14 protein-coding genes are annotated in these 13,357 nt (G+C 66.0%); 10 read left to right on the top strand and 4 right to left on the bottom strand.

The window, feature by feature from the left end:
- Positions 1-11 precede the first annotated feature (11 nt).
- Positions 12-515 carry an SRPBCC domain-containing protein gene (locus tag ACKI1H_RS20400; protein WP_138524741.1) on the bottom strand — a complete coding sequence of 168 codons (504 nt, stop codon included), beginning with the start codon at positions 513-515 and terminating at the stop codon, positions 12-14.
- A gap of 185 nt (positions 516-700) precedes the next feature.
- On the opposite strand from ACKI1H_RS20400, the gene ACKI1H_RS20395 reads away from it, so the two are divergent.
- From ACKI1H_RS20395 to ACKI1H_RS20365, 7 genes are all read left to right on the top strand, one after another.
- Positions 701-1,897, top strand: coding sequence for a helix-turn-helix domain-containing protein (locus ACKI1H_RS20395; protein ID WP_138524737.1), 1,197 nt, complete (start codon positions 701-703; stop codon positions 1,895-1,897).
- 41 nt (positions 1,898-1,938) lie between these two features.
- Positions 1,939-2,589, top strand: a complete 651-nt coding sequence (locus tag ACKI1H_RS20390) for a Vgb family protein (protein ID WP_138524734.1) — start codon at positions 1,939-1,941, stop codon at positions 2,587-2,589.
- A 65-nt stretch (positions 2,590-2,654) separates the two neighbouring features.
- A complete protein-coding gene (locus tag ACKI1H_RS20385; protein ID WP_138524731.1) occupies positions 2,655-3,104 on the top strand; it encodes a methyltransferase family protein in 450 nt (149 codons plus the stop codon).
- 84 nt (positions 3,105-3,188) lie between these two features.
- Entirely contained in the window at positions 3,189-3,881 is a 693-nt protein-coding gene (locus ACKI1H_RS20380) for a response regulator transcription factor (protein WP_138524727.1), read from the top strand.
- On the top strand, positions 3,881-5,245 hold the full coding sequence (locus tag ACKI1H_RS20375; RefSeq protein WP_440466110.1) for a HAMP domain-containing sensor histidine kinase: 1,365 nt from the start codon (positions 3,881-3,883) through the stop codon (positions 5,243-5,245). The genes ACKI1H_RS20380 and ACKI1H_RS20375 overlap by 1 nt, the downstream gene beginning before the upstream one ends.
- A 96-nt stretch (positions 5,246-5,341) precedes the next feature.
- A complete protein-coding gene (locus ACKI1H_RS20370; protein WP_425049034.1) occupies positions 5,342-7,561 on the top strand; it encodes a TonB-dependent siderophore receptor in 2,220 nt (739 codons plus the stop codon).
- Between the two features lie 23 nt (positions 7,562-7,584).
- A complete protein-coding gene (locus tag ACKI1H_RS20365) occupies positions 7,585-8,478 on the top strand; it encodes an alpha/beta hydrolase (RefSeq protein ID WP_440466109.1) in 894 nt (297 codons plus the stop codon).
- 128 nt (positions 8,479-8,606) lie between these two features.
- Here ACKI1H_RS20365 and ACKI1H_RS20360 read toward each other — a convergent pair whose 3' ends face one another.
- Positions 8,607-9,500, bottom strand: a complete 894-nt coding sequence (locus tag ACKI1H_RS20360; protein ID WP_440466108.1) for a LysR family transcriptional regulator — start codon at positions 9,498-9,500, stop codon at positions 8,607-8,609.
- Positions 9,501-9,590: 90 nt separating this feature from the next.
- On the opposite strand from ACKI1H_RS20360, the gene ACKI1H_RS20355 reads away from it, so the two are divergent.
- The gene (locus ACKI1H_RS20355) at positions 9,591-10,367 is read left to right on the top strand and encodes an NAD(P)H-dependent oxidoreductase (RefSeq protein ID WP_440466107.1); all 777 of its coding nucleotides are present in this window, start codon (positions 9,591-9,593) and stop codon (positions 10,365-10,367) included.
- Positions 10,368-10,453: 86 nt separating this feature from the next.
- On the opposite strand, the gene ACKI1H_RS20350 is transcribed toward ACKI1H_RS20355, so the two are convergent.
- Positions 10,454-11,269: an aminotransferase class IV family protein gene (locus ACKI1H_RS20350; RefSeq protein WP_440466106.1), complete on the bottom strand. Its 816-nt coding sequence runs from the start codon at positions 11,267-11,269 to the stop codon at positions 10,454-10,456.
- Positions 11,270-11,406: 137 nt separating this feature from the next.
- Between ACKI1H_RS20350 and ACKI1H_RS20345 the strand changes: the two genes are divergently transcribed.
- Positions 11,407-12,318, top strand: a complete 912-nt coding sequence (locus ACKI1H_RS20345) for a LysR substrate-binding domain-containing protein (RefSeq protein WP_440466105.1) — start codon at positions 11,407-11,409, stop codon at positions 12,316-12,318.
- Position 12,319: 1 nt separating this feature from the next.
- Here the strand turns inward: ACKI1H_RS20345 and ACKI1H_RS20340 are convergent, their stop codons facing one another.
- A complete protein-coding gene (locus ACKI1H_RS20340) occupies positions 12,320-12,790 on the bottom strand; it encodes a glycine zipper 2TM domain-containing protein (RefSeq protein ID WP_138524707.1) in 471 nt (156 codons plus the stop codon).
- 219 nt (positions 12,791-13,009) lie between these two features.
- Here ACKI1H_RS20340 and ACKI1H_RS20335 point away from each other — a divergent pair, with 219 nt between their 5' ends.
- Positions 13,010-13,351 (top strand): FKBP-type peptidyl-prolyl cis-trans isomerase, encoded by a 342-nt coding sequence (locus ACKI1H_RS20335; RefSeq protein WP_138524705.1) that lies wholly within the window; start codon positions 13,010-13,012, stop codon positions 13,349-13,351.
- Positions 13,352-13,357: the final 6 nt, after the last annotated feature.

Raw genomic sequence — 13,357 nt, 5'->3', positions numbered from 1 at the left:
CGTGCGACGGATCAGCCGCGCGACGCGCTGACCAGGCCGTCCAGCCACTCCTGGTGGCCGTTGATCATCGGGTTCGGCCGGGTCCGCGCCAGCTCCTGGGCGGGTTTGCCGACCTGGGTTTCCTGGGTGAGGATGCGTACCCGTCCACCGGGCAGGTTTTCGATCAGCCAGGCGTGATGAACGTCCAGCCGCGTATCGCTGTCTCCTTCCGCCCAGCCGTGCCAGGCCACCCGACCCGGTTCGTCATCACGCGGTGGTACGTACTCGGTGACCTCGGCCTCGATGGGAAAGCCGAAGGTCTTGAAGGCGAAACGCGCACCCAGGTTCAGGCGCGGACCGCTGCCGTCGTGGAAGACGATAGCGGCGACGTTGCTGTAGTAGGTCGGCCAGGCTCGGGTGTCGGCCAATTGCGGCCAGACCTCGGCGGCGCCCAGGCCCGCCACGATGACTTCATTGGACGCGAAGTTGTCAGTCAGTCCCGGCAGGTAGCCTTCGGGCCAGAATATCTCGTGCATGCTGCTCTCCTTTTCTCCAGGGCATGGCGGCGGGAATAGCGTGGACGCTGATCCGCCACCGCGCCAATTCATGTGATCCGACAGCGTTCCAGCCAGTACGCGCAAGGCGCCGGCAGGCCTGGGTGAAGGCCATGGCATAGACTGGGCCTCAGGCTCATGGCGGGGGTGGCAAGGGGGGGATTTCCATGGATTCGCTGATCACGGCGGCGGCCTGCGCGCTGGCCGCCGGAGATCCGCTGGGCGCGCTGAATCGAGTGGCCCTGCGGGAAGACGCGCCTGCTCTCGCGCTTCGGGGTATCGCCATGGCCCAACTGGGTGATTTCCCTCGTGCCCGCACCCTGCTGCGCCGCGCCGCCCGCGCCTTCGGTGGCCACGAACCCATGGAGCGCGCCCGCTGCCGGGTGGCAGAGGCGGAAGTGGCGCTGGCCAGCCGCGAGCTGAACTGGCCGACCGGACCACTGGAACAGGCAGCGCAGGTGTTGCAGGCCCATGGCGATACGATCAATGCCGCCCATGCCCGCTACCTGCTGATTCGCCGCGCGCTGCTGATCGGTCAATTCGATCGAGCCGATACCGCGCTCGCCGAGTCGGTTCCGGAATCGCTGTCGGCGCCCTTGCGCGCAGTGCATTGGCTGATCGCCGCCGGCATCGCCGTCCGCCGACTTCGAGCGGGCGAGGCACGAAGCGCTCTGCGCCTGGCCGCCGAGGCGGCTGCGACGGCCGCCATTCCCGCCCTGCGCGCCGAAGTCGAGCAGGCACAGCGCCTGCTCGAGGCACCGGCCGCGCGGCGGATCGACCGCCACAACGCGTGTCTGCTGTCGCTGGATGAAGTGGAGAGCCTGCTGCGCTCCGACGCCCTGGTGGTGGACGCCGGCCGCAACCGTATTGGCGATCTGTCACTGGGCAGCCGGCCGGTGCTCTTCGCCCTTGCCCGCGCGCTGGCCGAAGCCTGGCCCGGCGATGTATCGCGCGTCGAACTGATCGGCCGGGTGTTCCGTACCCGTCATCCGGACGAAACCCACCGGGCGCGCCTGCGGGTGGAGATCGGCCGCTTGCGGCGCCTGCTGCAACCCAGGGCGGGAATCGAATCGACACCTCAGGGTTATGGGCTGGTTGCCGCCAATCCGGTGGTCCTTGCGCCACCCCTGGAGGACGCCAACGCTGAAGTGCTGGCGCTGCTCAGCGATGGTCAGGCCTGGGCCAGCTCGGCCCTGGCACTGGCGCTGGATACCAGCCAGCGCAGCGTGCAGCGCGCCCTCGAAATGCTGGCCCTGGCCGGTCGGGTGCAGGCGCTGGGGCAAGGGCGTGCGCGGCGCTGGACCCTGCCACCGGCTCCGGGAATCGCGACGACCTTGTTACTCCCCGCGCCCTTCGGTGTCTGAATAGGCTGAAGGCTCCCACCCACAACGTGAAGGGCTACACCATGACTACCCACTACAAGCAATCTCCGGCGCAGGTGCTGCAGGAATATGGCCCCTTCCCCGGTGTCAGCGCCGTCCACGGCCTGACCTTCGACGGCCAGCGCGTCTGGTTCGCCGTCGGCGAGCGCCTGCAGAGCCTCGACCCGAAGGACGGTCGCCTGGAGCGCTCCATCGAGGTCCCTGCCCACGCCGGCACGGCTTTCGATGGGACGTACCTCTACCAGATCGCCGAAAGCCGCATCCAGAAGATCGACCCGGCCAGCGGCCAGGTGCTCTCGACCATCCCCGCACCGGGCAATGGTGGTGATTCGGGCATGGCCTGGGCGGAAGGCTCGCTCTGGGTTGGCGAGTACCGCGCGCGGAAGATTCATCAGATCGACCCGGAAACGGGTGAAGTCCTGCGCACGATTGATTCAAATCGTTTCGTCACCGGGGTCACCTGGGTCGAGGGTCAGCTCTGGCATGGCACCTGGGAACCGGAGTCGACCTACAGCGAGCTGCGGCGCATCGACCCACAGTCTGGCGCGGTCCTGGAGCAGCTGGACCTGCCCGAGGGCGTGCATGTCTCCGGCCTGGAGGCCGACGGCGGAGAGCGTTTCTACTGCGGTGGCGGCAACAGCGGCAAGGTGCGGGCAGTTCGTCGACCGCGCTAAGCCCGGCATTCTGGGCTAGTGTTGGCACCTCACTGGAGACCGCCGCACTGGCCCGGAGCGCGAGCATGGATTGGCTGGAACACCGTATTCCCCCGCCCCTGGTGGCGATCATCACCGGCCTGCTGATGTGGTTGGCGGTTCGCCCGATCACGGAGCCGGGCAGCCGTCTCTGGCTGGCCCTGCTGGTGGCATTGGCAGGAGTTGCAGTATGTCTGGCGGGCGTGGCGTCCTTCCGACGCGCCCGCACCACGGTCAACCCGCTGAAGCCGGAGAGCGCGTCCTCGCTGGTGGTCGTCGGTATCTACCGGCATACGCGCAACCCCATGTACCTGGGCTTCGCCATTGTCCTGCTGGGCTGGTGCGTGTTCCTGGGGTCCGCACTGGCGGTGCTCGGCGTTGCGGTCTTCGTGCTTTACATCGGGCGCTTCCAGATCCGGCCGGAAGAGCGTGCCCTGCGCGATCTGTTTGGTGCGGAGTTCGACGCCTTCTGCGGCCGGGTGCGACGCTGGGTCTGACAGGCATTTCACAGATATCCATTGCCTTCTGACAGAAAGAGATGAGATATTTGCAAATGCTAAACATTCTCATCAAGGCTTATCGTGTCCCCTTCGCTCTTGCTGGTGGAAGACGACTCCCGTCTTCGCCTGGACCTCGAACGTCATTTCTGTCAGCGCGGCTTTGCCGTCACGACCTGCGCCAACGGTGACCAGGGGCTGGTGGCCGTCCACCAGAATGACTTCGACCTGGTCCTGCTGGACATCATGCTCCCCGGCGTCGACGGCCTGTCGCTGCTGGATACGCTGCGTAGCGCCCGCTCCACGCCCGTGATGCTGATGTCCGCCCTGGGCGCGGAACAGGACCGCATCACCGGCTTTACCCGTGGTGCCGACGACTACCTGCCCAAGCCCTTCAGCCTCGCGGAGCTGGACGCGCGCATCGACGCGCTGTTGCGCCGGGTCAATCTGGATCGGGCGCGCACGGCACCACGGGCACAAAGCTCGCTGCACTTCGACGACGAGCTGCAGGACGTTTCCCGCCATGGCGAACACGCGGGCCTGACTCACTCCGAGTACCGCCTACTGGTCACGCTGAACGCCCATGCTGGTGAAGCGCTGAGCAAGAGCTTCCTTTACCAGAGCGTGCTGCACCGCGCCTATACGCGCCTGGATCGCGGGCTGGATGTACACGTCTGCAACCTGCGCCGCAAACTGGCCGCCATCGGTGCGCAGCAGGTACAGATCCAGGCCGTGCGCGGCCAAGGCTACATCCTGGTGGATGCGGAACGTCATTGATGCGCCGCCACCCTCTGCTGTGGAAACTCGCCGCGCTGCAGGTCGGTTTCTGCCTGCTGCTGACCTGGCTGATCTGGACCTGGGGCCTGTCGCTGGAGCGCAGTACCTACTTCCTCGGCGAGTCTGACCGCGACTATCTCGCACGCTACGCCGAGCAGGCCGAACTGGTCTGGGAGCAACAGGGCGCCGAAGGCGTGGAGCGCTTCCTCCGTGAGCTGTCCGCCACCGAGGACACCTGGGTCGCGGTGATCGGCGAACACCTGCAGAGCCTGGGCACCACGCCGCTGACGGCGGAGGAATCCAGCCACCTGACCTTCATGCGCAAGCTGGACTGGCCGATGAGCCGGCGCCTGCAGGACGAGCTGCCCTATGTCAGCATCGAGTTTCCCGAGCACCCTGAGCGCGGCCGGCTGGTCATGCAACTCCCCGAGCGCTTGCTGCCTGGCGGCCTGACGCCCTGGACGCACCTGTTCAGCCATGGCGTGGTGCCGACCCTGCTGGCCGCCCTCCTCGGCCTGTTGATCTATCGCCACCTGGTGTTGCCACTCAATCGTCTGCGCGCCCGTGCCGATGCCCTGCGGGCGGACGATCTGGACAGCGAAGGGCCCGGCACACCGCTGGCCCACCGCCGTGACGAGCTGGGCGAACTGGCGCTGGCCTTCGATCACATGGCCGAGCGTCTGCGCCACAGCCTTGCCCAGCAACGACTGTTGCTACGTACCCTGTCCCACGAGCTGCGTACACCGCTGGCCCGCCTGCGCATCGCACACGACAGCGACCTGCCCCCGGAACAGCTGCGCGAACGCCTGGATCGCGAGATCAACGACATGCAGCGTCTGCTGGAAGACACCCTGGATCTTGCCTGGATGGACACCGAGCGCCCGCAGCTGGAGCGCGAGCCGGTGCTGGTGCTCTCGGTGTGGGAAGCGCTGCGCGAGGACGCCTGTTTCGAAAGCGGCTGGGACACCGAGCGCCTGCCCTGCTCGCTGGGCACCGAATGCGTGGTGCAGGTGCACCTGGACAGCTTCGCCCAGGCCATCGAGAACCTGCTGCGCAATGGCATCCGTCACTCACCGCGCGGCGGCAGCGTGCGCCTGGACGGCTGGCGCGACGGCAACTTCTGGCACCTGTGCGTGAGCGACGACGGACCCGGTGTCGCCGAGGAAGACCTCGAACGTATTTTCCAGCCCTACCAGCGGCTGCAACCGTCCGAATCCAGCGGCTTCGGGCTCGGACTGGCCATCGCCCGGCGTGGCATCGAGCTGGCCGATGGGCGCCTGTGGGCGGAGAACGGCAAACGTGGGCTCTGTCTGCACCTGCTGTTACCCGCCGCCGCGGACAAGCATTCCATCGCAAGTGTTTAGAAAGTTAATGCGCTTTACTAGCAAATAGCAGTCATTATCATTTGTGATCTCTTAGTAATCGTCCTCCTTCGGAGATCACCGATGTCGTCCCGTCCGATGCAGTTCCTTCCGCCCTTCCTGCTGCTTTCCAGCTGCCTGCTGTCCTTCGCCGTACAGGCCGCCAGCGCCGATTCCGAGCCTGTCGAACTCGACAGCGAGACCATCGTCGCCACCGCCGCCGAGGAAGCCAAGCAGATGCCGGGCGTGTCGATCATCACTGCCGAGGACATCAAGAAGCGCCCGCCGGCCAGCGACCTATCGCAGATCATCCGTACCATGCCGGGCGTCAACCTGACCGGCAACTCCACCAGTGGCCAGCGCGGCAACAACCGCCAGATCGACATCCGCGGCATGGGCCCGGAGAACACCCTGATCCTGGTGGACGGCAAGCCGGTTTCCAGCCGCAACGCCGTACGTTACGGCTGGCGCGGCGAGCGCGACTCGCGCGGCGATACCAACTGGGTGCCGGCCGATCAGGTGGAACGCATCGAAGTGCTGCGCGGCCCGGCGGCTGCTCGCTATGGCAACGGCGCAGCGGGCGGCGTGGTGAACATCATCACCAAGCAGGCCGGCAAGGAAACCCACGGTGACGTCACCGTCTACAGCAACTTCCCGCAGCACAGCGACGAAGGTGCCACCCAGCGCATGACTTTCGGCCTCAACGGCCCGTTGACCGACACCCTGAGCTACCGCGTGTACGGCAACGTCGCCAAGACCGACTCGGACGACTGGGACATCAACGCCGGCCACGAATCCAACCGCACCGGCAACCAGGTCGGCACCCTCCCCGCCGGTCGTGAAGGCGTGCGCAACAAGGACGTCAACGGCCTGCTCAGCTGGCACCTGACGCCCGAACAGACCCTCGATTTCGAAGCCGGCTTCAGCCGCCAGGGCAACATCTACACCGGCGATACGCAGAACACCAACAGCAACGCCAACGTGAAGTCCATGCTCGGTCACGAGACCAACCGCATGTACCGCGAGAACTACTCGATCACCCATCGTGGCGAGTGGGACTTCGGCAGCTCCATGGCCTACCTGCAGTACGAGAAGACCCGCAACAGCCGCATCAACGAAGGCCTGGCCGGCGGCACTGAAGGCATCTTCAGCAACACCGATTTCTACACCGCCACCCTGCGCGACCTGACCGCCCACGGCGAAGTGAACCTGCCGTTGCACGCCTGGCGCGACCAGACCCTGACCCTGGGCAGCGAATGGGTGCAGCAGAAGCTCGACGACCCCAGCGCCAACACCCAGACCACCAGCGAAGGCGGTTCGGTGCCGGGGCTTACCAGCAGCAACCGCGACACCACCTCGCAAGCGCAGATCTTCTCGCTGTTCGCCGAAGACAACATCGAACTGCTGCCCGGCACCATGCTCACTCCGGGCCTGCGCTGGGACCACCACAGCATCGTCGGCGACAACTTCAGTCCGTCGCTGAACCTGTCCCATGCGCTGACCGACGCCGTCACCCTGAAGGCCGGTATCGCCCGTGCCTACAAAGCGCCCAACCTGTACCAGCTCAACTCCGACTACCTGCTGTATAGCCGCGGCCAGGGCTGCTACGGCCAGAGCACCAGTTGCTACCTGCAGGGCAACGAGGACCTCAAGGCGGAAACCAGCGTCAACAAGGAACTGGGCATCGAGTTCAACCAGGACGGGCTGATCGCCGGCCTGACCTACTTCCGCAACGACTACAAGAACAAGATCGAGTCGGGCCTCTCGCCCATCGATCAGGCCACCGGCGGCACCGGCAGCTATGCCAACGCGGCGATCTACCAGTGGGAGAACGTACCCAAGGCGCTGGTCGAAGGTCTGGAAGGCACCTTGACCATCCCGCTGAACGAGCAGCTGAAGTGGAGCAACAACTTCACTTACATGCTGCAATCGAAGAACAAGGAAACCGGTGATGTGCTCTCGGTGACGCCGAAGTACACCCTGAACTCCATGCTCGACTGGCAGGCCACCGATGCCCTGTCGCTGCAGGCCAGCGTTGCCTGGTACGGCAAGCAGAAGCCGAAGAAATACGACTACCACGGTGATCGAGTCACCGGCACCGCCAACAACCAGCTCTCGCCCTACGCCATCGCCGGGTTGAGCGGCACGTACGTGTTCACCAAGAACCTGAGCTTCACCGCAGGCGTCGACAACGTCTTCGACAAACGTCTGTTCCGCGAGGGCAACGCCCAAGGCGTGGCGAACATCGAAGGTGCGGGTGCCGCGACCTACAACGAACCGGGCCGCACGCTGTACACCAGCCTCACCGCGTCCTTCTGATTCGTAGAACGAGAAAAAACCTGATGAGACCTCGCCTCCTGGCCCTGGCACTGGCATTCGCCGTGCCGGGGCTGGCAGCGCATGCCGCGCCTGCCCCCGACCAGAAAATGGACACCCACCTGCTGCAACGCACCGACCTGGCCTACCGCTTCAGCGAGTTGAAGCTGGACTCCGCCGACGGCCAGCGTCATTACCAGTTGTGGATTGCCCGCCCGAACCACCCTGCCCCCGCCGCCGGCTACCCGGTGGTGTGGATGCTCGACGGCAATGCCGCCGTCGGCGCGCTGGATGAGAAACTGCTGGCCGAGCTTAACGCGGGCAAGGCCCCGCTGCTGGTTGCTGTCGGCTACCAGACGCCGTTGCGCATCGACCGCGCCGGCCGCACCCGCGATTACACGCCGCCGCGCGCTGCCGTCGCCGAGCAGAAAGACCCGCTTACCGGCGACCCCAGCGGTGGCGCTGATGCCTTCCTCGACCTGATGCGTGACCGGATGCTGCCGGCGGTGGCCGCGCAAGCCCCCCTCGACCGTGCGCAACAGACGCTTTGGGGGCATTCCTACGGAGGCCTGCTGACGCTCCACGCGCTGCTTACCCGGCCGCAACAGTTCAGCTTCTACGCACCCGCCAGCCCTTCGTTGTGGTGGGGCGACGGCGCCATCCTCGAAGAAAAGGCCGGTTTTGCCCAACGCTTGGCCGGGCACCCGGTGGAGTTGCTGCTGATGCGTGGCACCGGGGAACCTTCCCGCCCGCGTGACAACGTCAAGCCCAGCCCGCCCCGCGCAGCGCAGGACCTGGTGGAGGAACTGGGCAAGGTGCCGGGCGTGCAGGCGCAGTTCCATGCCTTTGACGGCCTGAGCCATGGGGAAACGCTGGGAGCTTCGTTGCGCTATCTGTTGCAGACGCGCTTCGTTGACTAGCGCCCACCTCCAGGCACGTTTGCAGGATGGTGTGGAGCGCAGCGATACCCATCACTCACGGCACCTCAGCATGGGTATCGCTGCGCTCCACCCCTCCTACGAAACTCCTACAAAGAGCCCGCCGGCGCTCACACTGCGCCGGCAATCTGCTCGCGCAACCAGCGATGCGCCGGGTCGCGGTGCGAACGCTCGTCCCAGAGCATCGACATCTCGTAACCCGGCACCTCCACCGGCGCTTCCACCACGCGCAGCGCCGGGTTTTCCCGCACCAGCCGCGCCGGCACCATCGCCACCAGGTCGCTACTGGCAAGTGCCGAGATGACGAAGAGAAAATGCGGCACCGACAGCGCCACGCGTCGGCTCAGGCCGACCGCCGCCAGCGTCTCGTCGGTCACGCCGCTGAATCCGCCGCCATCGGGCGACACCATCACATGTTCCAGCTGGCAGAACTGCGCCAGGGTCGGCTTGCGCTTGAGCTTCGGGTGCCCGGCGCGGCCGGCCAGCATATAGCGCTCGCTGAACAGTGTTCGGCGGCGCATTCCCGGCGGGCTGCCCTCGGTAGTGTGGAAGGCCAGGTCGATATCACCCTGCTCCGCCTGCCGGGCGATGCGCGGCGGGGATAGCTCCAGCAGCGCCAGACGAGTGCCTGGAGCGCTGCCGCGAATGGCGCTCAACGCCGGCAGCAGGATGGTGGATTCGCCGTAGTCCGTCGCGGCGATGCGCCAGGTATTGTCCGCCTGGGCCGGGTCGAAGGGTGCTGACGGCGCCACCGCCTGCTCCAGCGCCTCCAGGGCGATGCGCAGGGGTTCGCGCAAGGACTCGGCCCGCGCCGTCGGACGCATGCCGCGCGGTCCTGGCAACAACAGCGGATCGCCGAACATGTCGCGCAGCTTGGCCAGGTGCACGCTTACCGAGGGCTGCGAAAAGTTCAGCTGCTCGGCTGCACGGGTCACGTTGTGCTCGCGCAACAGCACGTCGAGGGTGACGAGCAGGTTGAGGTCGAGACGCCGTAGATTAGTCATCCATATACCTGGGATTTCGGATATTCATTTCAACTATACCGCTGAACATCCCATCCTGCGTCCATTCCCACCTGACGGATGACCGCCTCCATGAACGTACTGATTGTCTACGCACACCCCGAACCGCGCTCCCTCAATGGTTCGCTGAAGGATTTCGCCGTACGCCACCTGCAGGCCGCCGGCCATGAAGTGCAGGTCTCCGACCTTTACGCGATGAACTGGAAAGCCACGCTGGACGCCTCCGACAGCCTCGACCGCGACCCCGATGCGCGTTTCGATCCATCGCTGGACTCCAAGCGCGCCTACGCCGCAGGCCGGCAGAGCAGCGATATCGCCGCCGAACAGGAAAAACTGCGCTGGGCCGACACGGTGATCCTGCAGTTCCCGATGTGGTGGTTCACCCTGCCGGCAATCCTCAAGGGCTGGTTCGAACGGGTCTACGCCTATGGTTTTGCCTATGGCGTCGGCGAGCACTCCGATGCTCGCTGGGGCGACCGCTACGGCGAAGGCAACCTGGCCGGCAAGCGTGCCATGCTGGTGGTCACCACCGGTGGTTGGGAATCCCACTACAGCGCGCGCGGCATCAACGGGCCGATCGACGATCTGTTGTTCCCGATCCACCACGGAGTGCTGCACTACCCCGGTTTCGACGTGCTGCCGCCCTACCTGGTCTATCGCACCAGCCGTGTGGATGCCGAGCGCTACGCGCAGATCGAGCGGGAGCTGGGTGAGCGCCTGGACAACCTCCAGACCACCGCGCCCATCCCCTTCCGCCGGCAGAACGGCGGCGACTACGAAATTCCCGCGCTGACCTTGCGGGAAGAGATCAACCAGGGCGCCACTGGCTTCGCAGCGCATCTGGATTGACCTTATGTTCGCGAGCAAGCTCGCTCCTACAGGGGCATGCACGCGGCTTTTTGTAGGAGCGAGCTTGCTCGCGAACCGCCCACGCCTCAGGGCCTCACACGAGGCTCCGCTTCGAAGGCGCTGCGCAGTAACTCGACGAACTCCGGCGCCGACGGGATCTCTGCATCGCCGATACGCTTCACCGGTACTGCTGGCGTCCAGGAGTTCATCACCACCGCGCCGCTCAGGCCGGGCAGATCCTGCGGGTCGATGGCACGGGTCACCTGGCGCACGCCCAGGTGTTCCAGTTGCCGCTGGAGGATGCCCATGGTCGTCCCGGTGAGCATCTTCGCCCTTGGCCAGACCACGGTTTCCCCATCCCAGAACGCCAGGTTCCAGATGGTTGCCTCGCTGAAACGGCCACGGTGGTCGGTGAACACTGCATCGTCGAATCCGGCGGCCACCGCTTCGCGCAGGTACCAGGTCTTGGCGATCTCGCCGACGTGCTTGATCTCCGGCAGCACCCGTTCGTGGCCGGCGATGGCCAGTGACAGAGGGCCCTGCGGACCGTCAGACGGCGGCGCGGTACGCACCAGCAGTTCGGGGCGGTGCTCGGGGCCGGCTACGGTGAATTCCCCCGCGGGCGAGTACACCGTGGCCATCAGCGAAGTATCGTCCGGCGCCTGCTCCAGCGCAGCGCGCAAGGCGGCGCAGATTTCCTCGTCGGCATGACTCTGGCCGAACAGGCGCTGCGAGGCCTTGCGCAGGCGCTCCAGGTGCAGGTCCAGGCCACGGATGCCGCCGCCGCGCACCTGCATGGCGGTGAAGTGGGCGTAGCCGGCAAAAGCCAGCGGCGCGAGGTCGTCGGCACTGGCGGGCTGGGCGTTGCGTTGGGTGATGTAGGGGTGGATGGCGGCTGACATGGCGCTGGCTTCCTCTGCTCGGTTTTCTTCTGGAGAACCTTCAAGGGAATCTTCAAGGTGGTCCCACTATCGGCCTTTGACGAAGCCTGGAGAAACGAGTATTTCTCGACGGATCATCAAGCAGGATTTGAAGATCGATGAGCCGCTCGTTTCCCGGCATCCGCTCGCTGCGCACCTTCGAGGCCGCCGGCCGCCACCTGAACTTCACCCGCGCCGCCGAAGAAGTCGGTCTCACGCCGGCGGCGGTCAGCCACCAGATCAAGGAGTTGGAAGACCAGCTTGGCCTCGGCCTGTTCGTGCGTACCAGTCGCAGCATCCAGCTGACCCCGGCGGGCGCCTTGCTGCTGGAAGCGGCAGCGGAGTCCCTCGGCCTGCTGCACCGCGCCACCGTGCGGGCGCGAAGGCTGGCGCGCACGTCGGAGCAATTGCGCGTATCGCTCACGGCGCGCTTCGCCACCCACTGGCTACTGCCACGCCTGCCGAAGTTCCGCGCGCTGCATCCAGGGTTGAAGCTCAGCTTCGACGTCAGCGACGAACTGCGCGACTTCGCCGTCGACGATATCGACCTGGCCATTCGTTTCGGCAGCGGGCGCTACCCCGGCCTGCAGGCCGAGCGCCTGTTCGATACCCAGATCGTTCCGGTGTGCTGCCCCAGCCTGCTGGAGGATGGCCCGCCCCTGCGCGAGCCGCGCGACCTGCAGGCCCACACGCTGTGCCACGTGGTGTGCGAAACCGAAGGTGCCGCCTGGCCGGACTGGTCGCGCTGGATGGCGGCGGCCGGTGTGGAAGATTTCGACGCCAGCGGCTGCGTGACCTTCGAGGACACCAGCCACGTGGTGCAGGCGGTGCTGGAGGGTGGCGCAGTCGGGCTGGCCGACCACGCCATGGTCGCTCGTGAACTGGAGCAGGGCCTGTTGGTGCAACCGTTCGAGCTGGGCGTGCGGGTCGCCGAGGACTACGCCTACAACCTGGTGTACCCGCTGGCCAGCGCGGACGACCCGCGGGTCAAGGGCTTCCGTGACTGGATCCTGCGGGAACTGGCCGGCTGACTCAGTCGTTCTGCGGCACCACGCGAGCACCGGCACCCTGCCCCTCGATGTAGACCTTCGTGCCGGGTTTCAGGTCGGCATTGACCGGTTGCGTGACCGAGACCAGTACGCCACTCTTCATCCGCACGATGATCTGCTGGGCTTCCTGAGGCTTGTCGTACTGGCGCTGCTCGGCGTAGTTGCCGCCCACTCCGCCCGCCAGCGCACCGGCGATCATCGCCACGTCGCGGCCGGTACCCCGGCCGATCAGACTGCCCAGCGCCACGCCTCCCAAGCCCCCGAGAATGGCACCCACTCCGGTGTCGTGGTTGGTTTGTACCTGGGTGTCGGTAACCTGCTCGACCACCCCGGTGCGGATTTCCATTTCCCCCGGCGCACTCGCACCGCCGCTGCCCCCGCCATCCATCCCGGCACAGGCGCTGAGGGCGAACACGATGAAGCCGATGAGGAATCCATGGTTGATGCGATGCATGGCGATCTCCTTGGTTGGGTTGATTGCCGACCCCGGCGGCGCATGCCACCCAGCCTGCTGAGCATTGCCCGGATTCGCTGAATTGCCTGCCCCGCACAGGGATTGCGACGGACGGTCGGACGGGGTACAGGCTGCCACCAGGACTTGCCTTCGCCGTGCTTTCCTGCGACAACGCACGCCCTCACGGCAACAGGCCGCCAGCACATCAGGAGAATGCCCATGGGCAACGAACTGCAGATCGAAGATGTCGTCGTCGGTGACGGCAAGGCCGTGGTCAAGGGCGCCCTGATCACCACCCAGTACAAGGGCACCCTGGAGGACGGCACGGTCTTCGACTCCTCGTACGACAAGGGCCGCCCGTTCCAGTGCGTGATCGGCACCGGCCGGGTGATCAAGGGCTGGGACCAGGGCCTGATGGGCATGAAGGTCGGCGGCAAGCGCAAGCTCTTCGTGCCGGCGCACCTGGCCTACGGCGAGCGCCAGGTCGGCGCGCACATCCAGCCCAATTCCAACCTGCTGTTCGAGATCGAACTGCTGGAAGTCCTCACCCGCGACGACTGATGCTTA

It is taken from the genome of Pseudomonas sp. YH-1, from assembly GCF_051990045.1.
Classification (GTDB): domain Bacteria; phylum Pseudomonadota; class Gammaproteobacteria; order Pseudomonadales; family Pseudomonadaceae; genus Pseudomonas; species Pseudomonas nicosulfuronedens.
The sequence above is the reverse complement of the archived record's forward strand: the minus strand, read 5'-3'. Positions and strand labels throughout refer to the sequence as shown.

What these genes read in the sequence shown, in the direction of transcription:
- ACKI1H_RS20390 (WP_138524734.1), top strand. Translation starts at nt 1,939, where the DNA reads ATGACTACCCACTACAAGCAATCTCCGGCGCAGGTGCTGCAGGAATAT.
- ACKI1H_RS20400 (WP_138524741.1), bottom strand. Translation starts at nt 515, where the DNA reads ATGCACGAGATATTCTGGCCCGAAGGCTACCTGCCGGGACTGACTGAC.
- ACKI1H_RS20365 (WP_440466109.1), top strand. Translation starts at nt 7,585, where the DNA reads ATGAGACCTCGCCTCCTGGCCCTGGCACTGGCATTCGCCGTGCCGGGG.
- ACKI1H_RS20395 (WP_138524737.1), top strand. Translation starts at nt 701, where the DNA reads ATGGATTCGCTGATCACGGCGGCGGCCTGCGCGCTGGCCGCCGGAGAT.
- ACKI1H_RS20350 (WP_440466106.1), bottom strand. Translation starts at nt 11,269, where the DNA reads ATGTCAGCCGCCATCCACCCCTACATCACCCAACGCAACGCCCAGCCC.
- ACKI1H_RS20340 (WP_138524707.1), bottom strand. Translation starts at nt 12,790, where the DNA reads ATGCATCGCATCAACCATGGATTCCTCATCGGCTTCATCGTGTTCGCC.
- ACKI1H_RS20370 (WP_425049034.1), top strand. Translation starts at nt 5,342, where the DNA reads ATGCAGTTCCTTCCGCCCTTCCTGCTGCTTTCCAGCTGCCTGCTGTCC.
- ACKI1H_RS20335 (WP_138524705.1), top strand. Translation starts at nt 13,010, where the DNA reads ATGGGCAACGAACTGCAGATCGAAGATGTCGTCGTCGGTGACGGCAAG.
- ACKI1H_RS20385 (WP_138524731.1), top strand. Translation starts at nt 2,655, where the DNA reads ATGGATTGGCTGGAACACCGTATTCCCCCGCCCCTGGTGGCGATCATC.
- ACKI1H_RS20345 (WP_440466105.1), top strand. Translation starts at nt 11,407, where the DNA reads ATGAGCCGCTCGTTTCCCGGCATCCGCTCGCTGCGCACCTTCGAGGCC.
- ACKI1H_RS20360 (WP_440466108.1), bottom strand. Translation starts at nt 9,500, where the DNA reads ATGACTAATCTACGGCGTCTCGACCTCAACCTGCTCGTCACCCTCGAC.
- ACKI1H_RS20355 (WP_440466107.1), top strand. Translation starts at nt 9,591, where the DNA reads ATGAACGTACTGATTGTCTACGCACACCCCGAACCGCGCTCCCTCAAT.
- ACKI1H_RS20375 (WP_440466110.1), top strand. Translation starts at nt 3,881, where the DNA reads ATGCGCCGCCACCCTCTGCTGTGGAAACTCGCCGCGCTGCAGGTCGGT.